This is a genomic window from Bradyrhizobium sp. 23 (assembly GCF_023073295.1).
Lineage (GTDB): Bacteria > Pseudomonadota > Alphaproteobacteria > Rhizobiales > Xanthobacteraceae > Bradyrhizobium > Bradyrhizobium canariense_D.
Genome location: NZ_JADPJF010000103.1, coordinates 1 through 18,272, shown reverse-complemented (window position 1 = coordinate 18,272; position 18,272 = coordinate 1). Strand labels below are relative to the sequence as shown.

The following is an 18,272-nucleotide window of genomic DNA, read 5'->3' as shown; positions in this document are numbered from 1 at the left end:
CACAGTGCCAGCCAATTTGTCCGCCCGCCTCTGTTCGCTCCTGCTCTCGTTCTTCCTGATCGCGTTCGCACTGCCGGCCTTGGCCGGCCCGTTCGAGGATGCGGTCGCCAAATTCGCCAACGACGATTATTCCGACACGGAGGAGGCGATCGGCGTGGTCGCAAGCAGCGGCAATACGCTGGCCTTTCCGATCATCAGCGCGCTCCAGGACGGCCGGCTCATGGCCGACCCTGATAGCAAGAAGGTTTACGTCAGCGGCACCGACGGCAAGTCGATCGATGCCACGACCGGTCAGGCCGTGGCCAGCGTGCCCGACAGTGCGAGCGCGGTCCGCCTCAACAACCGCCTTCGCCGCAGCGTCGATGCGGCGATCGGCAGCCTGACGCTGCAGTCACCCGACATCGGAGCGCGGCTCCAGGCCGCGCAATCCGTCTTCAAGTCGCATGAGGAGACGTCGCTCGAAGCGGTCGATGGCGCGCTCGCCAAGGAAACCAACCGATCCGTCAAGGCTGCGCTGGGCGACGCCCGCGCGGCGATCCTGTTGTTCAAGCCGGATGCCACCGAGCTCGAGAAGCTCGAAGCCGTTGCCACCATCAAGGCGCGCGGCGACCAGGAGGCGATGGCGCTGCTGACCGGCATGGGCGACCAGCCGGCCTCGGTGACCAAGGCTGCCGCGAGCGCAATCGGCTCGATCCAGAGTTCGCTCGCGGTCTGGTCGATGGTGCAGAATGCCTGGTACGGCCTCTCGCTCGGTTCGGTGCTGCTGCTTGCTGCGATCGGGCTTGCCATCACGTTCGGCGTGATGGGCGTCATCAACATGGCCCATGGCGAGATGGTGATGATCGGGGCCTACACCACCTTCGTGGTGCAGGAGGTGATCCGTACCCGCTATCCCGTCCTGTTCGACTATTCGCTGCTGATCGCCGTGCCGCTCGCCTTCCTGGTGGCCGGCGCGCTCGGCGTCGTGATCGAGCGCAGCATCATCCGCTTTCTCTATGGCCGTCCGCTGGAGACGCTGCTGGCGACCTGGGGCCTGTCGCTGGTGCTGCAGCAGGCCGTGCGCACCATGTTCGGCCCGACCAACCGCGAGGTCGGCAACCCCTCCTGGATGAGCGGCGCGTTTGAGATCGGCCAGATCACGGTCACCTATAACCGGCTCTGGATCCTTGTCTTCACGCTCGCGGTGTTCGTCATTCTGCTCGCGATGCTGCGCTACACGGCACTCGGGCTCGAGATGCGCGCGGTGACACAGAACCGGCGCATGGCGGCTTCGATGGGCATCGCCACTTCGCGGGTCGACGCGCTGACTTTTGGTCTCGGCTCGGGCATTGCGGGCATCGCCGGCGTGGCGCTGTCGCAGATCGACAATGTCAGCCCCAATCTCGGCCAGAGCTACATCATCGACAGCTTCATGGTCGTGGTGTTCGGTGGCGTCGGCAATCTCTGGGGCACGCTGGTCGGCGCCTTCACGCTCGGCATCGCCAACAAATTCCTGGAGCCGGTCGCCGGCGCCGTGCTCGGCAAGATCGCCATCCTCGTTCTCATCATCCTGTTCATTCAAAAACGGCCGCGCGGCCTGTTCGCGCTCAAGGGCCGCGCGGTGGAAGCATGACCCCTCACATGCTGACGCGATCGCTGGACCGCGGCGCGACCATCTTCCTTGCCATCGTCGTGGCCTGCGGCATCCTCATCCCGCTCTCCAACCTGCTGCTGCCCGCAGGTTCGTTCCTGCAAGTGCCGACCTATCTCGTCGCGCTCTGGGGCAAATATGTCTGCTACGCGATCCTGGCGCTCTCGATCGACCTGATCTGGGGCTATTGCGGCATCCTCTCGCTCGGTCACGGTGCCTTCTTCGCGCTCGGCGGCTACGCGATGGGCATGTACCTGATGCGGCAGATCGGCAGCCGCGGCGTCTACGGCAATCCGATTCTGCCGGACTTCATGGTGTTCCTGAACTATTCGAAGCTGCCCTGGTACTGGTACGGCTTTGACATGTTCTGGTTTGCCGCGCTGATGGTGCTGATCGTGCCGGGCCTGCTCGCCTTTTCCTTCGGCTGGCTCGCCTTCCGCTCGCGCGTCACTGGCGTGTATCTGTCAATCATCACCCAGGCGATGACCTATGCACTGCTGCTCGCCTTTTTCCGCAACGATTTCGGCTTCGGCGGCAACAACGGCATGACCGACTTCAAGGACATCTTGGGCTTCAACGTGCAGGCCGAGGGCACGCGTGCTGCGCTGTTCGCGCTGAGCTGCCTGGCGCTGATCGCCGGCTTTCTGATCTGCCGCGCCATCGTCTCGTCCAAGCTCGGCAAGGTGCTGATCGCCGTGCGCGATGCGGAATCGCGCACGCGCTTCCTCGGCTACCGGGTCGAATCCTACAAGCTGTTCGTGTTCACAGTGTCGGCCTGCATGGCCGGCGTCGCCGGCGCGCTCTATGTGCCGCAGGTCGGCATCATCAACCCGAGCGAATTCGCGCCGGGCAATTCGATCGAGGCCGTGATCTGGGTCGCGGTCGGCGGCCGCGGTACGCTGGTCGGCGCCGCGCTCGGCGCCGTCGTCGTCAACTACGCAAAGACGTTCTTCACCTCCGGCATGCTCGCGCCCTACTGGCTGTTCATGCTGGGTGCCATGTTCATCCTGGTAACGTTGCTGCTGCCTAAGGGCATCGTCGGCACTTTCAACGCCTGGTGGGACTCGTCGAAGGAAAGGCGCGACGCCGCGACCATTGCGAGCGCCGCGGCCGAAGACGGCGTCACCCAACCCAAAATGGCGGAGGAGGCGCAATGAACGTCATGGACACCCGCGCGACCTCCGCAATGCTGTATCTCGACGGTGTGCACGTCTCGTTCGACGGCTTCCACGCCATCAACAACCTCTCGTTGACGCTCGAGCCCGGCGAGATGCGCGCCATCATCGGCCCGAACGGCGCCGGCAAGACCACGATGATGGACATCATCACCGGAAAGACCAAGCCCGACGAAGGCACCGTGCTGTTCGACGGAGTCACCGATCTGACGCGACTGGACGAGACCCGCATCGCCGAGCTCGGCATCGGCCGTAAATTCCAGAAGCCGACCGTGTTCGAGAGCCAGACCGTGCAGGACAATTTGCTGCTCGCGCTCAATGTCGACCACAGCGTCAAGGGTACGCTGTTCTGGCGCGGCAGCCGGGCGGAGGCCGAGCAGATCGACAAGGTGCTGGAGACGATCCGCCTCACCGATGCCCGCAACCGTCTCGCCGGCAGCCTCAGCCACGGCCAGAAGCAGTGGCTCGAGATCGGCATGCTGCTCGCCCAGGATCCGAAACTACTGCTCGTCGACGAGCCCGTCGCCGGCATGACCGACGTCGAGACGCATCTCACCGCCGAGCTGCTCAAGGAAATCAACAAGACCCACACCGTGATGGTGGTCGAGCACGACATGACATTCGTGCGCGAGCTCGGCGTCAAGGTCACTTGCTTGCACGAGGGTACCGTGCTCGCGGAAGGCACCATCGACCAGGTCTCGTCCAACGAGCGGGTCATCGAAGTTTATCTGGGGCGCTGAGCGATGCTTGAGGTCAAGGACATCAACCTGTTCTACGGCGCGGCGCAGGCACTACGCGGCGTGTCGATTGCGGCCGAGCCCGGCAAGGTCACCTGCGTGCTCGGGCGCAACGGCGTCGGCAAGACCTCGCTCCTGCGTGCCATGGTCGGGCAGTACCCGATCTCCTCGGGCGCCATCGTGCTCGACGGCAACGATATCACGGGCCTGAAACCCTATGAGCGCGCGCGCAAGGGTATCGGCTTCGTGCCGCAGGGGCGCGAGATATTTCCGCTTCTGACGGTCGAGGAGAATCTCAAGACCGGCTTCGGGCCGCTCAGGCGCGAGGACAAGCACATTCCGGACGACGTGTACTCCCTGTTTCCGGTGCTGCAATCCATGCTCGGACGGCGTGGCGGCGATCTCTCCGGCGGCCAGCAGCAACAGCTCGCGATCGGGCGCGCGCTGGTGATGCGGCCGAAGCTGCTGCTGCTCGACGAGCCGACCGAGGGCATCCAGCCCTCGATCATCAAGGACATCGGCCGTGCCATCTCGTACCTGCGCAATCTCGGCAACATCGCCATCGTGCTGGTCGAACAATATCTCGACTTTGCCTGCGAACTCGGCGACAGTTTTGCGGTGATGGATCGCGGCGCGGTGAAGTTCACCTGCGACCGCTCCAATCTCGACGCGAGCGAAATCAGCCGCCAGATGGCGCTGTAGGCCATTCTGCCGCGACCGGCTGGGGGGCGGATGCGCAGCGACGTTCTAACGGCATCTTCGGTGTTCGACGCCAACCGTGCCCGCGGCGCGGTGCGCTTCGACGTCCACGCGCGCGACGGTGTGACACGTCGCGGGATATTGCATGAGTCCGGCTCCCTGCGCGTGCGCTTCCCTTCGCCGGAGGACGAGGGGCTCTCCGGCGTGTTCGTCAACACGGCCGGTGGTGTCGCCGGCGGCGATCGCTTCGACATCGAGATCGCTGCCGCTGATGGTTCGAAGCTGACGCTGACGACGGCGGCCGCGGAAAAGGTCTATCGCGCGCCCGGTCAGGCGGCGGAGCTCAATATCGCACTGAACGTTGCCGCAGGCGCACATCTCGGCTGGCTGCCGCAGGAGACGATCCTGTTCGACCGCGCGCGCGTGCGTCGTCGCTTCGACATAGACCTCGATGCGACTGCCTCGCTCCTGCTGTGCGAGATCGTGGTGTTCGGCCGTACCGCGATGGGCGAACGGATGGAGCAGGGTGAGTTCGTCGATCGCTGGCGGCTGCGTCGCGGCGGCAAGCTAGTGTTCGCCGAGACCGTCAGGCTCGACGGCAATATTGGCGCAAAGCTTGCGCGATCGGCGGTGGCCAGGGGCGGCGCTGCGATTGGCACGGCGCTGATCGTGCCCGGCGACGAGGCCCTGATCGAGCGCATCCGCGAGGCCTCGGAATCCTTCGCCAGCGAGGTCGGGATATCCGCCTGGAATGGCTTTGCAATGGCGCGGTTCTGTGCCCAAGATGCGGCGCGTCTGCGCGCAGACATGATGACCGTGCTGGCGCGCACCGGCGCGGCGCTGCCGCGGCTCTGGTTGAATTGACGAAGTGAACGGAAGAGATTTCGTATGAACCTGTCTCCTCGCGAAAAGGACAAGCTTCTGATCTCGATGGCGGCGATCGTGGCCCGCCGCCGGCTGGATCGCGGCGTCAAGCTCAACCATCCGGAGGCGATCGCGCTCATCTCCGATTTCATCCTCGAAGGCGCGCGGGATGGCCGCACCGTCGCCGAGTTGATGCAATCGGGTGCGCAGGTTCTCACCCGCGACCAGGTGATGCCGGGCATTCCCGAGATGATCCACGACATCCAGGTCGAGGCGACGTTTCCGGACGGGACCAAGCTCGTCACTGTGCACGAGCCGATCAGGTAGGAGCGAAGCATGATCCCCGGCGAACTCTTCATCCAGGACGGCGAGATCGAGCTCAACGCCGGCCGCAAGACGGTGACGCTGACGGTCGCCAACACCGGCGACCGCCCGATCCAGGTCGGCTCGCACTACCATTTCTTCGAGACCAACCCGGCCCTGAAGTTCGACCGCAAGAAGGCCCGCGGCATGCGCCTCGACATCGCCGCCGGCACCGCGGTCCGCTTCGAGCCCGGCCAGACCCGCGACGTCCAACTCGTCGCGGTGGCCGGCAAGAAGACCATCTACGGCTTCCGCGGCGACGTGATGGGGAAGCTGTGAATTCCACAGGAACGAGCGTGGCGCGGCATGGTTGAGGCGAAAACGGAGGACTTTGCCATGCTGTCACCTGTCCGCCTCGTCTCCGAAGCCGCCGAACTCGCCGCGCGCCGTCACAACGGCATGGCGCGCAAGGGCCGCGGTCATGAGCCTTACATCAACCACCTCGCCGAGGTCGCGAACCTGCTTGCGACCGCGACCGACGGCGCCGACGCCGAACTGGTTGCAGCCGGCTGGCTGCATGATGCGATCGAGGACACCGACACCACGCGCGAGGAGCTCGCGCAAAAATTCTCCGACCGTGTCGCGTCGCTTGTCGACGAGTGCACCGACGATATGAGCCTGTCGAAGCCGGAGCGGCGGCGGCGTCAGGTGCTCGACGCACCGAAAAAATCGGCTGGCGCCAGGCTGATCAAGATCGCCGACAAGATCAGCAATATCGGCGCGCGCGTACATTCGGATCCGACGGCCGAGGAACGTGACGATCTCGTCGATTATACCGACTGGGCCGAACAGGTTGTCGCTGGTTGCCGCGGCGGTAACTCTTGGCTCGATACGACCTTCGACGACATGGTGCTCACAGCGAGAACCTCTCTGTGAGCACCGATCCAGAATTCAAACGCAAACGGGGCTTGTGATGTCCGTCAAAATAAAGCGTTCCGTCTATGCCGACATGTTCGGCCCGACCACCGGCGACAAGGTGCGGCTGGCCGACACGGATCTCATCATCGAGGTCGAGAAGGACTTCACCAGCTACGGCGAGGAAGTGAAGTTCGGCGGCGGCAAGGTGATCCGCGACGGCATGGGCCAGTCGCAGGTCACCAACAGGCAGGGCGCGGCCGACACAGTCATCACCAATGCGCTGATCGTCGATCACTGGGGCATCGTGAAGGCCGACGTCGCGATCAAGGACGGCATGATCGCCGGCATCGGCAAGGCCGGCAATCCCGACATCCAGCCCGGTGTCACCATCATCATCGGCCCCGGCACGGACGTGATCGCGGGTGAAGGCAAGATCCTCACCGCGGGCGGCTTCGACAGCCACATCCATTTCATCTGTCCGCAGCAGATCGGGCACGCGCTGATGTCGGGCGTCACCTCGATGCTAGGGGGCGGCACCGGCCCCTCGCACGGCACGTTCGCCACCACCTGCACGCCGGGGCCGTGGCACATGGGGCGGATGATCCAATCGTTCGACGCATTCCCGGTCAATCTCGGCGTCTCCGGCAAGGGCAACGCCTCGCGGCCCGCCGCGCTGGTCGAGATGATCAAGGCCGGCGCCTGTGCGCTGAAGCTGCACGAAGACTGGGGCACCACGCCTGCCGCGATCGACAATTGCCTGTCGGTCGCCGACGACTACGACATCCAGGTGATGATCCACACCGACACGCTCAACGAATCCGGCTTCGTCGAGGATACGATCAAGGCGTTCAAAGGCCGCACCATCCACGCCTTCCACACCGAGGGCGCCGGCGGCGGTCACGCCCCCGATATCATCAAGGTCGCAGGGCTGAAGAACGTGCTGCCGTCCTCGACCAACCCGACGCGGCCCTTCACGCGCAACACCATCGACGAGCATCTGGACATGCTGATGGTGTGCCACCACCTCGATCCCTCGATCGCGGAAGACCTGGCGTTCGCCGAAAGCCGCATTCGCAAGGAGACCATCGCGGCCGAGGACATCCTGCATGATCTCGGCGCGCTCTCGATGATCTCCTCGGACTCCCAGGCCATGGGCCGCCTCGGCGAGGTCATCATCCGGACCTGGCAGACCGCCGACAAGATGAAGAAGCAGCGCGGTTCGCTGCCGCAGGACAAGGGCAAGGACAACGACAATTTCCGCGTCAAGCGCTACATCGCCAAATACACGATCAATCCCGCGATCGCCCATGGCGTTTCGAAGCTGATCGGCTCGGTGGAGAAGGGCAAGCTCGCCGATCTCGTGCTGTGGTCGCCGGCCTTCTTCGGCGTCAAGCCGGATTGCGTCGTCAAGGGCGGCATGATCGTCGCCGCTCCCATGGGCGATCCCAACGCCTCGATCCCGACCCCGCAGCCGGTGCATTATCAGCCGATGTTCGGCGCCTTCGGCAAGGCGCGCACCGCGTCCTCGGTGGTGTTCACCTCGAAGGCCGCCATCACCGGCGGCCTCGCGCGTAAGCTCGGCATCGACAAGAAGCTCTATGCGGTCCAGAACACCCGCGGAAAAATCTCGAAGAAAAGCATGATCCACAACGACGCCACGCCCAATATCGAGGTCGATCCTGAGACCTATGAGGTCCGCGCCGACGGCGAGCTTTTGACCTGCGCCCCCGCCGAGGTGCTGCCGATGGCGCAGCGATATTTCATGTACTGAAATAGCGCCTCAACGCATGTCCCAGGACCATGTCCTGGTCGCATATCCGGGAGCGGCTTTTCCGGGTTTTGCGTTCGATCCCGCCTGGTCTAAGGTCCCGCCCGGTATCTGAAGCCCAGAAGAAAAGCCGGGAGGATTTCTCGTGATCTACGTCGTCGCCACCTTGACCATCAAGCCTGAAACGCGCGCCGAATTCATTGCAGCCGCCACCGCCTGCATCAAGGAGACGCGGAAAGAGCCCGGCAATATCGCCTATGATCTGCATGAGAGCGTCACCGATCCCGCCAAGATGGTGTTCGTCGAGCAGTGGGAGAATGCCGAGGCGCTGGTGCCGCATCGCGCCATGGAGCACATGAAGACGTTCGGCCGCGTCGCGGTGAAGTGTTTTACGGCGCCGCCGAAGATCGAAGTGATCACGCCCGAGAAGGTCGAGACACGGTAACGGGGTAAACGCGGATGATCCGGGCGACGCAGGTCAGGGGACAACACCGCTTCGCGGAAGCGCCGGCGGATACGGTCGTGCTCGATTTCGACGATCGGCACCGCCGCCGCATGGCAATGACGGGGACGCGGGGACTCGAGTTCCTGCTCGACCTGGAGAATGCCGTCGCGCTGCGCGGCGGCGATGCGCTGGTGTTGGAGGACGGCCGGCTGGTCGAGGTGGTCGCTGCGCCCGAGCCGCTGCTCGAGATCCGCGGCCACGATCCGCACCACCTTATTCGTGTCGGCTGGCATCTCGGCAATCGCCATCTGCCGACGCAGATCATGGCCAAGAGCCTGCGCATCCGCCGCGACCACGTCATCGAAGCCATGGTGAAGGGCCTCGGCGCGCGCGTGATCGAGATCGAGGCGCCGTTCGATCCCGAAGGCGGCGCCTATGCGGATGCCGGACATGCGCATGGACACGACGACCACGCGCATCACGATCACGGCCACGATGATCATCACGGTCATGATCACCATCATGATCATGCCGCACATGGCGACGGTCACGATCACCATCACCACCACGACGAGCATTGCGATCACCCGGACCATCACCACGGCCACAAGCATGCTCATGACCACAAATGAGCCGGTCGCGGCCCGCGACCTCGCGGAGTGCGAGGCGGCGGCGCTGTACCGGTTGATGACCTGGCTGTCGCCGGCGTTTCCCGTCGGGGGCTTTTCCTACTCCAGCGGCATCGAATGGGCGGTCGAAGCCGGTGACATCAACGACACCGCGTCGCTGGCGGACTGGCTCGATGCGATGCTTCGCGATGGCTCTGGCTTCTGCGATGCGACGTTTCTGGTCCACGCCTATCGCGCCACTGAAGCGGGCGAGGGCGACACCTTGGGCGATATCGCCGAGCTCGCCGCGGCCTTCGTGCCGTCGCGCGAGCGGCAGCTGGAGACGACATCGCAGGGCCGTGCCTTCATCGACATCGCCCGCGCCGCGTGGGATGCAGACGGGCTGGATGCGATGGTTGCGGCATGCCGTACGCCACTGGTCTATCCCGTTGCCGTTGGCGTGGTCGCTGCGATGCACGGCGTGCCGCTGGCGCCGACGCTGCACGCCTTCCTGCATGCGCTGGTCTCGAACTGGATTTCCGCGGCCAGCCGGCTCATTCCGCTCGGCCAGACCGACAGCCAGCGCGTGCTGGTGAGGCTGGAAGCCGCGGTTGCCGCGACGGCGAATCGTGCGCTGAATGCGACATTGGACGATGTCGGCGGCGCGACGTTCCGCGCCGACCTCGCCAGCGTGCGGCACGAGACGCAATATACGCGGCTGTTCAGATCTTGAGCGGGTTCGTCGCTTTCACTGTCGTCCTGGCGAAAGCCAGGACCCATAACCACGGGTGCGCGTGGTTATGCACAGATGTGGCTGCAGCGTGCCGTGACAATCGGATTCAGTGGTAACGGGTCCTGGCTTTCGCCAGGACGACGATAGGAAAAAAAGCAATGGCTACATCTCACGGCCCCTTGCGTGTCGGCATCGGCGGTCCGGTCGGATCGGGCAAGACTGCGCTGATGGACCTGCTCTGCAAGACCATGCGCGAGCGCTACGACATCGCCGCGATCACCAACGACATCTACACCAAATGGGATGCGGAATTCCTGGTACGCTCGGGCTCGCTGACGCCGGATCGCATTGCCGGGGTCGAGACCGGCGGCTGCCCGCACACCGCGATCCGCGAGGACGCCTCGATGAATCTCGCCGCGGTGGCGGATATGCGCGCCAAGTTTCCCGGACTCGATCTCGTGCTGATCGAATCCGGCGGTGATAACCTCGCTGCCACTTTTTCCCCGGAGCTCGCCGATCTCACCATTTACGTCATCGACGTGGCGGCCGGCGACAAGATCCCGTCCAAGGGCGGCCCCGGCATCACCCGGTCCGACCTCCTTGTCATCAACAAGATCGACTTGGCGCCCCATGTCGGCGCCTCCCTGGAAAAGATGGAGACGGACGCCAGGCGGATGCGCGGCGAGCGGCCGTTCGTCATGACCAACCTGAAAAAGAGCCAGGGGCTGGACCGCATCATCGGCTTCATTGAGGCCAAAGGCGGCTTGAAACGGGCCGGCTGACCGGCGCGACGACCTAACGCAGGCGTTTCCCCCGTTAACACCGTGGGCAGAGCCGTGTCCGCGGAACAAATTTCGGTCACGGCAATTGATTACCTCCGGTGCCCGGAGCAAATCCAACTCGGCCGGACCATCGGCGGGCCGATTTAAGCTTCTCAGGCGACCAAGTTGCGTACCGATGCCTCCTCCTTCATTATCTCGGCGATTGGGGTTCACCCTGTTTCGGCACGTGCCCGTTCGAGCGGCGTCCATATGCTCCGTATTTATTGCCGACCTCCTGCTTTCGCCTGAGTAGTCGCGTGGTCCGGCTGGGTTTCATCATCGGCTTCATTGCTCTTCTCGGGGCCTTGCTCTCCGGGCTTGCGGCTTATCGCGTCCACGACCAGGAGCTGGCGCTGGACCGGATCGCGCTGGCGCGCGCGATCGATGTCCATGCGAGCCTGGTCCAGGACCGGCTCACCGAGCGCGAACTGCTCGCGCGGGTTGCCTCCGGCCTGTTCCGGGCGCCGTCGGTGCTCAAGCCCAACATGCTCGAGCCGCTGCGCTCGGCCATCTACGCCTTCAAGACCGATTTCGTGGTGGCGGGCTGGGTCGCCCGCCTGAAGCCGAACGAGCTTGCCGCAGCACAAGCCGCGATCGCGAGCGCCGGCTTCCCCAATCCGCGAATCCGCAGCTATGAGGACAAGCCGATCGATCCGGCAGGTGTCACCCAGCCGATCGATGTGCTGATGGATCTCGAGCCGCGCAGCAACGAGACCAAGGGGCTGCCCGGCCGCAGTTACGACCAGGATCAGGTGCGCGGCGCCATGCTGGCGCGCGCCAGAGTGGAGAAGAGGTCGGTTGCCTCAGAACCGGTTGCCCTCCTGCGTGGCGACGGGTCGATCGGCATCATTGTGGCGGCTCCCGTCATCCCGGAGGGCGCGACGGAGCCGGCGGGCTTCATCACATTTTCCTATGAGCTCTCTTCCCTGATGCTGACCAACGACGACATGTCGTTGTTCGCGGTTGCGCTGAAGGATCCGCGCCGGGAGGGTGGCGAGTTGGTCGCCAACGATCAAGGCGTGGTCTCGGCCCGCCCGACAGCGGCCGATGGGCCGGCGCCGTCGGCGACGCGCACGGTGAGCTTCGGTGGTCGCGACTGGCAGCTCGGCTATTACGCCAAGACCAATTCGGCGCGCCGCGCCGAGCAGACTGCGATCATCGTGGCGGCGATCGGCCTTGCGATCACCGCGATGGTGTGCGGCCTGTTCGGCTATGTCGCCTACAACAATTTGCGGCTCAGCCGGGAAATCCAGGTCAGAATCGGCTTCGAGCGCCGGCTGACGGCTGTCATCGACGAGCTCAACCATCGGGTCAAAAACATCCTGGCGGTGATCCAGTCGATCGTGACCCGCACGCTGCGCCATGGCTCCGACATCGATGTCGCGCGCGAGCTCCTGATCGGCCGCATCCACGCCATGTCCAACGTCGTCTCGCTGCTCAGCGAGAGCCAGTGGCAGGGTGTCAAGCTGAAGGGCCTGTTCGAGGCGCGCGCCATCCCGCATGCCGACCGCATTGCCGTCACCGGTCCTGATATCGCAGTCAGCGCGCGCGCGGCGCAGAGTCTGTCGCTGCTGTTCTTCGAGCTCGCCTCGCACTCCGACGAGGGCCTGTCGCTTGTCGGCAAGCATCCGCACATCACTGCCAATTGGACGGTGACGAACGAGGGGTCCGGCGAGGTCTTCTATTTCCGCTGGGAGGAGTTCAACACCAGCGAAGCGACGCGCCGCCCCGATTCCGACTTCGGCCTGATCCTGCTCGACCGCGTCGCGCCCGAGGCGCTCGGCGGCACCGCCAAGCGCTATTTCACCGATGTCTCCTATGTCTACGAGCTGACCGCGCCGATGGAGACGGTCGAGGACATGACCGAGCGCGACCGCACCGACAAGCTGTCAGCACCGATCCGGCCTGCGCGGTAATTCGAGGCTAGCTCTTCGGCCGCAGCACGAGGTCAACCAGGGTCCGCGCGTAGGCCGGCGTGATCGGCGCGATGCCGAAGACGTAGCGGTAGAACAGGCTGCCATAGATCGCGTCGTAGAGATCCTGGGGCGGTGCTTCCGCCAGAATGCTGCCGTCGTTCTGGCCCGCGGCGATCATCTCGATCAGCGCGTCGCGGCGGAATTGCAGGTAGCGGGCGTAGAACAGCTCCGCCGAGCCGGTCTTGGAGATGCATTCGGAGATGACGGCGAGCTGGACCTTGCCGAACTCGCCCTGGAGGGCTTCGGCATAGGCGGCGGCATGGCGGCGTGCGCGCGCGGCGGGGCTGCCCGAGCTTGCATGCGGCAGCGGCAGCATCTGCGCGGCATGGTGAAGAAAGGCGTCGATCAGCAAGGCTTCGCGCGACGGCCACCATTTGTAGATCGTCATCTTGGAGACGCTGGAGTGGCGCGCGATCGCGTCAATGGTGGTGGCGGCAAGGCCGGTAGTGGCCATCAGCGCATAGGCGCTTTGGAGAATGGCGTTGGTGGTCTCGATCGACCTTGGCCGGCCGCGCCGGGGCGCGCCGTCGGCTCCCTCATCCCCGCCATTCGCCATCACCACGCCCGGCCTCCCCATGCAATCCGCTGCCGCTCCGCATAGCCCAGCCGTAATGGCCGGCCTAGGGGAATCGGAAGGTGCCGGGTTAGGCCTGTTGCCGCAAGGCCGCGGGCAGGTCCTGCCGCTTCGACCAGGCGATGTAATATGCGACCGCGGCCATCGCCGCGAAGCCGGCCAGGCTCACGGCAATCTGCATCACCACCAAATTGGCGCCGGTGATCAGGATGAGATGGCCGGCAAACGACAGGAACACGCCGACGCAGAACACCGCGAGCCATTCCTCGCCGCATCTGATCACCGCCTGAAGCGGCTTCAGTCGCAGGCCGGGATGATCGGCCGGGACGAAATATGTCGCGAGGAAAGCGAGCGCGAGGAAGTGGACCACGCGATAGGGGGCGAGGTCTTCCTTGTCGGTCGGCGTGATGGTGTTGAGCGCGATATCCGGCAAATAGGCCGCTAGCGTCGGCGAGTGTCGCATCAGCGTGATTGCCATCGCGAATACGAGATAGGCGCCTGCGAGCACGCGCAGCCAGGACAGGCCATGCAGCGCGCGGCCCGACGTGCCGGTCACGGCAAACCAGCCGCCCAGCACCATCAGCATCTGCCAGCAGAACGGGTTGAAGGTCCACTCCTGGTCCGGATAAACCCGGAAATTCCAGCCGAACCAGCGCGCCGCAACGTACAGCGCGACCGACGCCGCCAGCGTCAGGTTCGGACGCCGCAACAGCCCCCACAGCGCGAGTGGAAGGAGGGCCATCAGCGGGATCATCAGCTGAAGAAGATCGAGGTTCAGCGGCTCTTCCTGAAGCACCAGTCCGCGTATCAGGATCCGCAGCGGATGCTCGATGATGCCCGAGATGTTGTATTCGTTGATGATCTCGGGCGCCATCGATTGCGAGGCGACATAGGCGATGGCGTCGATGTAGATCACGAACAGGACGACATAGGCGGCGTAGAGCCGCCACATGCGCTGGAAGATGCGCGTCGCCGCGACGACGTAGCCGCGCTCCAGGGCGATCTTGCCGTGAATGATGGCCATGCCATAGCCGGCCACGAACACGAACAAGTCTGCGGCGCCGCTGAAGCCGAAATTGCGCAGCGTCAGCAAATTGACGACGTTGTTCGGGATGTGGTCGACGAAAACCGACCAGTTGGCGATACCGAGCGTCAAATAGAGCCGGGGGTCGTGTTGAAATGCGGCGAGGTTCGCCTGGACGGACGGTTTCATCGAAAAAATGGCTTTTGGAATCAGGGGCGCTGCTTTTAGCGGCAACCGCCTGCCTATCCGAGTAGCGTTTGCGTGATGGCGCAGGCAAACGGCGCGAAATTGGCGCGGGGCCGCCGGTGCCGATTGGATAGGCGCGTTCGCGGGACCCGTGACGAAATTTTCTAACCCGGTAGCTGCTACTCGGCAGGCTCAGCCGAGGCCTCGTCGGGTACGCCGGCGCGGCTCGCCATGAGTCCGAGGGCGACGCCGCCGATCGCCAGGATCGGCAACAGCCGCTTGATCCCGATGGCGCGAACGATCTGGAGACCGGTGGCGAGCAGCATGGGGTCCGCGAGCATGCTCGAGGCCGCCGATTTCGTGGCGCGCTCGGCCGCGATATGAGCTTGCTTGCGCAGCTGCCGTTTGTAGACCCAATAGCTCACCGCCGCGGTGAGGGTCAGCAGAAAGAAAATGCCCGCACCGGCGAGGCAGGCCTGCACCGGACCATATTTGTTGAGCACCGAAATGAATGCCGCCGCGCACAGGAAGCACGTGGTGATGAAGAGTGCGAACGCCGCGCCTGCTGCCAGCGAGGTCAGCCGCACAGTGGTGCCGGTGGATGCGCTGATCCCGTCGATGATGCGCTGAAACATGGTCTTGCTCCTCAGATCCCCACAAGCCGGCACCGGCGGCGCCGCTGCGCCACCGTCTCGATACCCGTTCGCGATCTCAGCGACGCCAGACCGCGCCGATCAGGAAGCCGATGCCGAGCGCAAGCCCGACGGTCGCGAGCGGCCGCTGCGTGATCGCGTCCTCCAGCGTCTCCTCGATCGAGCCGTAGGCCTCCTGTGCCGCGCCCATCATCGCGCTGCCGCGTTCCGACATGTCGTCGATCGCGGAATCCACGTTTTCGCGCGCTTGGCTATAGCCGCGGCGGGCTTGCTTGCTGGAGGAGTTGGCAAAAGTATTGAGCGCGTCGGTGATCTGATCAGTGAGGGCGGCGATATCGCTTTTCACGGCTGCTACATCCTTCTCGAGGCGTTCTCTGGTGGCTTTGTCGGTCCAGTCTCTCATCCCGGCTTCGGCATTGGTGGTGGACATCAGGGGCTCCGGGCTGTTGACGGTTGAGACAGCCGGGAAACGTTTCGTCGTGGTGTAAGTTCCGTTCACGGAAACCGGTCAGTCCTGCGGGAGCTGCGGCGAATCCTCAGGCAACAGATGCTCCTTCAGGATCAGGGCGACGATCAGCAGCGGCGACGACAGGAACGCGCCCATCGGGCCCCACAGCCAGGTCCAGAACGCCAGCGCCAGCAGCACCGCGAGCGCATTGAGCGCCAGCCGCCGGCCGATGATGGTCGGCGTGACGAAATGTCCCTCCAGGAAGGTGATGCCGCCAAAGGCGAGCGCCGCCATCAGGCCGCCGCTGACGGTCGGGAAGGTGACCAGCCCCACCACGACCAGAATGGCGAACATGGCCACCGGTCCGATGATCGGAATGAAATTGAGGGTGGCCGCCAGCGCGCCGAGGCCAGCCGGATTGGGCATTCCGGTGAGGGCGCAGACGATTCCGGCGGCGACGCCGACGCCGACGTTGATCAGGGTCACAGTCAAAAGGTAGTTGCCGAGATGGACCTCGATCTCGTTGAGGATGCGAAGCGTGCGCAGCCGTGCGTCGTGATCGCTGAAGGTCATGATCATTGCCCGTCGCAGGTCGCGCCAGCTGGCGATGAACAGGATCAGGGTGACGAAGAACAGCAGGAATTCGGTAAAGGTCGGTGACAGGAATTCAATCGTTGGCTGCACCCACTCGAATTTCGGCATCTGGAAGCTTGGCAATCCCTCCGAGCCGCCGAGCATCGTCTGCAGCTCTCGCCACAGCGCCAGCGGCCGGTCGAACACGTGGACCTTGTCTTTCAACTGCGCGCCGAGTTCGGGCAGGCGCGAGCTCCATTCCATCGCCGGCGAGGCGATCAGCGCGACGATGAAGCCGACCACGGCGGTCACCGCGAACACGATCAAGACGGCGGCAAGCCCGCGCGGCACTTTCCGGTACTCCAGAAAGGTCGCTGCCGGCGAGAGCATCGTGCCGGTGACGAACGCCATCACGACAGGCAAAAAGAACGCCTTTCCGACATAGAGCACCGCGACGATTGCGATGAGGAGCAGTCCGGCGAGCGAGAAGGCGACGAGTTCGGTGCGGCGGATCACCGGCGGGAGTTCGCCGTGGCTCTCGGGAAGCGGAGTGCCTTCGCCATTGCCGGGAGTCATACGTTCACTGGGAAGGACGCGCACAATACCTCTCCGGCACGGAGACTTCAGTCCTCGCGCCCATGACCAGGGGAGAACGTCCTCGCGCCCTGCGGGTTCCATCGCGGCTTCGCGAAGAAGCGCTCGCTTGACTCTGACGTCGCTGCTGCATCCCGCCGCGGAACTTGTAGCGGTTGGACCGCGTTGAACAAACCAGCGCATCACCCTGATGCAGGCATCCACACGGGGCAGCACATGACGAAGTTCTCTGCAGTCCGACGCCGCTTATCGCAGCGCCGCATCACCGCTTTTGCCTTTGCAACCGCTTTGCTGGCAGTGCCGTTCGGCGCCGCAAGCGCACAGACGCTGGGCTACACCTATCCGCAAGATCAGGCTTACCCGCAGGACCAGGGCTATTCGCAGGGTTATGCGAGCCCAAGCTATGCGAACCAGGGCTATGCGAACCAAGGCTATGCAAGTCAGAACGCGCAAGCGCCCGACGAGGATGCCGCGCTGCCAGATCGCCTGCGCAGGCAGATTGTCAGCTTCGACCGCAGCGAGCCGGCCGGCACCATCGTCATCGATACCAACAATACTTACCTTTACTATGTGCTCGGCCAGGGCCGCGCGATCCGTTATGGCGTCGGCGTCGGCCGCGAGGGCTTCACCTGGTCGGGCGTGCAGAGCGTCAGCCGCAAGGCGGAGTGGCCGGACTGGCATCCGCCGGCTGAGATGATCGCGCGCCAACCCTATCTGCCCCGCTTCGTCGCTGGTGGCCCCGGCAATCCGCTCGGCGCGCGTGCGATGTATCTCGGGTCGAGCGAATACCGCATCCATGGCACCAACGATCCCACCACGATCGGGAAGTTCGTTTCGTCCGGTTGCATCCGCATGACCAATGAGGATGTCACCGACCTGTTCGGCCGTGTCAATGTCGGCGCCAAGGTGGTCGTGCTACCGAAGAACGCGCCGCTGATGGCGAAAGGCAGTGATTCCGTGCGCAAGCGCCCAGCCGTGACCGCGCTGCCCTCAGGCCGGCAGGCGCTGAACATTTCGAATTCGGCCGTGAACTAAGGGTCGAGTGAGGTCACATGAAGAGACGTTCGATCGGCAAACTCGCCGGGGGCGCGGCGGCGTTCGTCGCCATTGCCTCCTTCGGCCTCGCGCTGACGCCATCCGCCCATGCGGAGGACTTTTTCTCGGCGCTGTTCGGCGGCTTCCGCGGACGGCCGGCGCCCGAGATTCGCATGCCTTTCCAGACCGATGACACGCCGCGCTACGACCCGCCGCGCCAGCGGGCCTCCTACGGTGGCGGCACGGCCTATTGCGTGCGCGGCTGCGACGGACGTTATTTCCCGGCGCAGGGAAACGATTCCGAGAGCAAGGCGCAATCCTGCAAGAGCTTCTGCCCGGCCTCGGAGACCTCGCTGGTCTATGGCGGCAACATCGACGACGCGACGACGGATAAGGGGAAATCCTATTCCGACCTGCCTAACGCGTCGTCCGTGAACAAGGCACTAAGCGATTGAGCAGGAGTCAGTTTTCCGGTTGCGGCGGCATTTGAGATTGCAGGGATTGGGGG

21 protein-coding genes are annotated in these 18,272 nt (G+C 64.4%); 16 read left to right on the top strand and 5 right to left on the bottom strand.

The genetic code is table 11. The annotated features are described in order from the left end of the window. Positions 1-4 precede the first annotated feature (4 nt). From urtB to IVB32_RS25135, 14 genes are all read left to right on the top strand, one after another. Complete coding sequence (gene urtB, locus IVB32_RS25200) at positions 5-1,612, top strand: urea ABC transporter permease subunit UrtB (protein WP_018454671.1); 1,608 nt, start codon at positions 5-7, stop codon at positions 1,610-1,612. Further along, positions 1,609-2,787 (top strand): urea ABC transporter permease subunit UrtC, encoded by a 1,179-nt coding sequence (urtC, locus tag IVB32_RS25195; RefSeq protein ID WP_026232788.1) that lies wholly within the window; start codon positions 1,609-1,611, stop codon positions 2,785-2,787. Before urtB ends, urtC begins: the two co-directional genes overlap by 4 nt. Continuing rightward, positions 2,784-3,545 (top strand): urea ABC transporter ATP-binding protein UrtD, encoded by a 762-nt coding sequence (urtD, locus tag IVB32_RS25190; protein WP_018454669.1) that lies wholly within the window; start codon positions 2,784-2,786, stop codon positions 3,543-3,545. The genes urtC and urtD overlap by 4 nt, the downstream gene beginning before the upstream one ends. Positions 3,546-3,548: 3 nt before the next feature. After that, positions 3,549-4,244, top strand: a complete 696-nt coding sequence (urtE, locus tag IVB32_RS25185) for an urea ABC transporter ATP-binding subunit UrtE (RefSeq protein ID WP_007599806.1) — start codon at positions 3,549-3,551, stop codon at positions 4,242-4,244. A 30-nt stretch (positions 4,245-4,274) separates the two neighbouring features. Then, on the top strand, positions 4,275-5,105 hold the full coding sequence (locus IVB32_RS25180) for an urease accessory protein UreD (protein ID WP_018454668.1): 831 nt from the start codon (positions 4,275-4,277) through the stop codon (positions 5,103-5,105). A gap of 24 nt (positions 5,106-5,129) precedes the next feature. Then, the gene (locus tag IVB32_RS25175) at positions 5,130-5,432 is read left to right on the top strand and encodes an urease subunit gamma (RefSeq protein ID WP_018454667.1); all 303 of its coding nucleotides are present in this window, start codon (positions 5,130-5,132) and stop codon (positions 5,430-5,432) included. Positions 5,433-5,441: 9 nt separating this feature from the next. Continuing rightward, the gene (locus tag IVB32_RS25170; RefSeq protein ID WP_007599812.1) at positions 5,442-5,747 is read left to right on the top strand and encodes an urease subunit beta; all 306 of its coding nucleotides are present in this window, start codon (positions 5,442-5,444) and stop codon (positions 5,745-5,747) included. 57 nt (positions 5,748-5,804) lie between these two features. Then, positions 5,805-6,344: an HD domain-containing protein gene (locus IVB32_RS25165; protein ID WP_026232787.1), complete on the top strand. Its 540-nt coding sequence runs from the start codon at positions 5,805-5,807 to the stop codon at positions 6,342-6,344. A 37-nt stretch (positions 6,345-6,381) separates the two neighbouring features. After that, the gene (gene ureC / locus IVB32_RS25160) at positions 6,382-8,097 is read left to right on the top strand and encodes an urease subunit alpha (protein ID WP_247369353.1); all 1,716 of its coding nucleotides are present in this window, start codon (positions 6,382-6,384) and stop codon (positions 8,095-8,097) included. A 142-nt stretch (positions 8,098-8,239) separates the two neighbouring features. After that, a complete protein-coding gene (locus IVB32_RS25155) occupies positions 8,240-8,539 on the top strand; it encodes a putative quinol monooxygenase (protein WP_007599815.1) in 300 nt (99 codons plus the stop codon). Between the two features lie 14 nt (positions 8,540-8,553). Then, positions 8,554-9,171 (top strand): urease accessory protein UreE, encoded by a 618-nt coding sequence (locus IVB32_RS25150; RefSeq protein ID WP_018454664.1) that lies wholly within the window; start codon positions 8,554-8,556, stop codon positions 9,169-9,171. Continuing rightward, a complete protein-coding gene (locus tag IVB32_RS25145; RefSeq protein WP_018454663.1) occupies positions 9,152-9,880 on the top strand; it encodes an urease accessory protein UreF in 729 nt (242 codons plus the stop codon). Before IVB32_RS25150 ends, IVB32_RS25145 begins: the two co-directional genes overlap by 20 nt. Before the next feature lie 158 nt (positions 9,881-10,038). After that, on the top strand, positions 10,039-10,662 hold the full coding sequence (gene ureG / locus IVB32_RS25140; protein ID WP_026232785.1) for an urease accessory protein UreG: 624 nt from the start codon (positions 10,039-10,041) through the stop codon (positions 10,660-10,662). 296 nt (positions 10,663-10,958) lie between these two features. Then, on the top strand, positions 10,959-12,617 hold the full coding sequence (locus IVB32_RS25135; RefSeq protein WP_018454661.1) for an HWE histidine kinase domain-containing protein: 1,659 nt from the start codon (positions 10,959-10,961) through the stop codon (positions 12,615-12,617). A 7-nt stretch (positions 12,618-12,624) separates the two neighbouring features. Here the strand turns inward: IVB32_RS25135 and IVB32_RS25130 are convergent, their stop codons facing one another. The 5 genes from IVB32_RS25130 to IVB32_RS25110 all read right to left on the bottom strand — a co-directional run bounded on the left by IVB32_RS25130 (position 12,625) and on the right by IVB32_RS25110 (position 16,735). Continuing rightward, entirely contained in the window at positions 12,625-13,254 is a 630-nt protein-coding gene (locus IVB32_RS25130; protein ID WP_026232784.1) for a TetR/AcrR family transcriptional regulator, read from the bottom strand. A 67-nt stretch (positions 13,255-13,321) separates the two neighbouring features. Further along, positions 13,322-14,464: an OpgC domain-containing protein gene (locus IVB32_RS25125; RefSeq protein WP_018454659.1), complete on the bottom strand. Its 1,143-nt coding sequence runs from the start codon at positions 14,462-14,464 to the stop codon at positions 13,322-13,324. 176 nt (positions 14,465-14,640) lie between these two features. Next, a complete protein-coding gene (locus tag IVB32_RS25120; RefSeq protein WP_018454658.1) occupies positions 14,641-15,096 on the bottom strand; it encodes a hypothetical protein in 456 nt (151 codons plus the stop codon). A 76-nt stretch (positions 15,097-15,172) separates the two neighbouring features. Then, on the bottom strand, positions 15,173-15,544 hold the full coding sequence (locus IVB32_RS25115) for a DUF883 family protein (RefSeq protein ID WP_026232783.1): 372 nt from the start codon (positions 15,542-15,544) through the stop codon (positions 15,173-15,175). 78 nt (positions 15,545-15,622) lie between these two features. Then, the gene (locus IVB32_RS25110) at positions 15,623-16,735 is read right to left on the bottom strand and encodes an AI-2E family transporter (RefSeq protein WP_026232782.1); all 1,113 of its coding nucleotides are present in this window, start codon (positions 16,733-16,735) and stop codon (positions 15,623-15,625) included. Between the two features lie 210 nt (positions 16,736-16,945). On the opposite strand from IVB32_RS25110, the gene IVB32_RS25105 reads away from it, so the two are divergent. Then, positions 16,946-17,764, top strand: coding sequence for a L,D-transpeptidase (locus IVB32_RS25105; RefSeq protein ID WP_204513289.1), 819 nt, complete (start codon positions 16,946-16,948; stop codon positions 17,762-17,764). 17 nt (positions 17,765-17,781) lie between these two features. Further along, the gene (locus tag IVB32_RS25100) at positions 17,782-18,219 is read left to right on the top strand and encodes a DUF2865 domain-containing protein (protein WP_256466598.1); all 438 of its coding nucleotides are present in this window, start codon (positions 17,782-17,784) and stop codon (positions 18,217-18,219) included. Positions 18,220-18,272 lie beyond the last annotated feature (53 nt).

Excerpts from the sequence above, each read along its gene's own strand:
- IVB32_RS25170 (WP_007599812.1), top strand. The coding sequence starts at position 5,442 with ATGATCCCCGGCGAACTCTTCATCCAGGACGGCGAGATCGAGCTCAAC.
- IVB32_RS25105 (WP_204513289.1), top strand. The coding sequence starts at position 16,946 with ATGACGAAGTTCTCTGCAGTCCGACGCCGCTTATCGCAGCGCCGCATC.
- ureG (WP_026232785.1), top strand. The coding sequence starts at position 10,039 with ATGGCTACATCTCACGGCCCCTTGCGTGTCGGCATCGGCGGTCCGGTC.
- IVB32_RS25100 (WP_256466598.1), top strand. The coding sequence starts at position 17,782 with ATGAAGAGACGTTCGATCGGCAAACTCGCCGGGGGCGCGGCGGCGTTC.
- urtC (WP_026232788.1), top strand. The coding sequence starts at position 1,609 with ATGACCCCTCACATGCTGACGCGATCGCTGGACCGCGGCGCGACCATC.
- IVB32_RS25120 (WP_018454658.1), bottom strand. The coding sequence starts at position 15,096 with ATGTTTCAGCGCATCATCGACGGGATCAGCGCATCCACCGGCACCACT.
- IVB32_RS25130 (WP_026232784.1), bottom strand. The coding sequence starts at position 13,254 with ATGGGGAGGCCGGGCGTGGTGATGGCGAATGGCGGGGATGAGGGAGCC.
- IVB32_RS25125 (WP_018454659.1), bottom strand. The coding sequence starts at position 14,464 with ATGAAACCGTCCGTCCAGGCGAACCTCGCCGCATTTCAACACGACCCC.
- IVB32_RS25180 (WP_018454668.1), top strand. The coding sequence starts at position 4,275 with ATGCGCAGCGACGTTCTAACGGCATCTTCGGTGTTCGACGCCAACCGT.
- urtE (WP_007599806.1), top strand. The coding sequence starts at position 3,549 with ATGCTTGAGGTCAAGGACATCAACCTGTTCTACGGCGCGGCGCAGGCA.
- IVB32_RS25115 (WP_026232783.1), bottom strand. The coding sequence starts at position 15,544 with ATGTCCACCACCAATGCCGAAGCCGGGATGAGAGACTGGACCGACAAA.
- IVB32_RS25165 (WP_026232787.1), top strand. The coding sequence starts at position 5,805 with ATGCTGTCACCTGTCCGCCTCGTCTCCGAAGCCGCCGAACTCGCCGCG.
- IVB32_RS25150 (WP_018454664.1), top strand. The coding sequence starts at position 8,554 with ATGATCCGGGCGACGCAGGTCAGGGGACAACACCGCTTCGCGGAAGCG.
- urtD (WP_018454669.1), top strand. The coding sequence starts at position 2,784 with ATGAACGTCATGGACACCCGCGCGACCTCCGCAATGCTGTATCTCGAC.
- ureC (WP_247369353.1), top strand. The coding sequence starts at position 6,382 with ATGTCCGTCAAAATAAAGCGTTCCGTCTATGCCGACATGTTCGGCCCG.
- IVB32_RS25175 (WP_018454667.1), top strand. The coding sequence starts at position 5,130 with ATGAACCTGTCTCCTCGCGAAAAGGACAAGCTTCTGATCTCGATGGCG.
- IVB32_RS25145 (WP_018454663.1), top strand. The coding sequence starts at position 9,152 with ATGCTCATGACCACAAATGAGCCGGTCGCGGCCCGCGACCTCGCGGAG.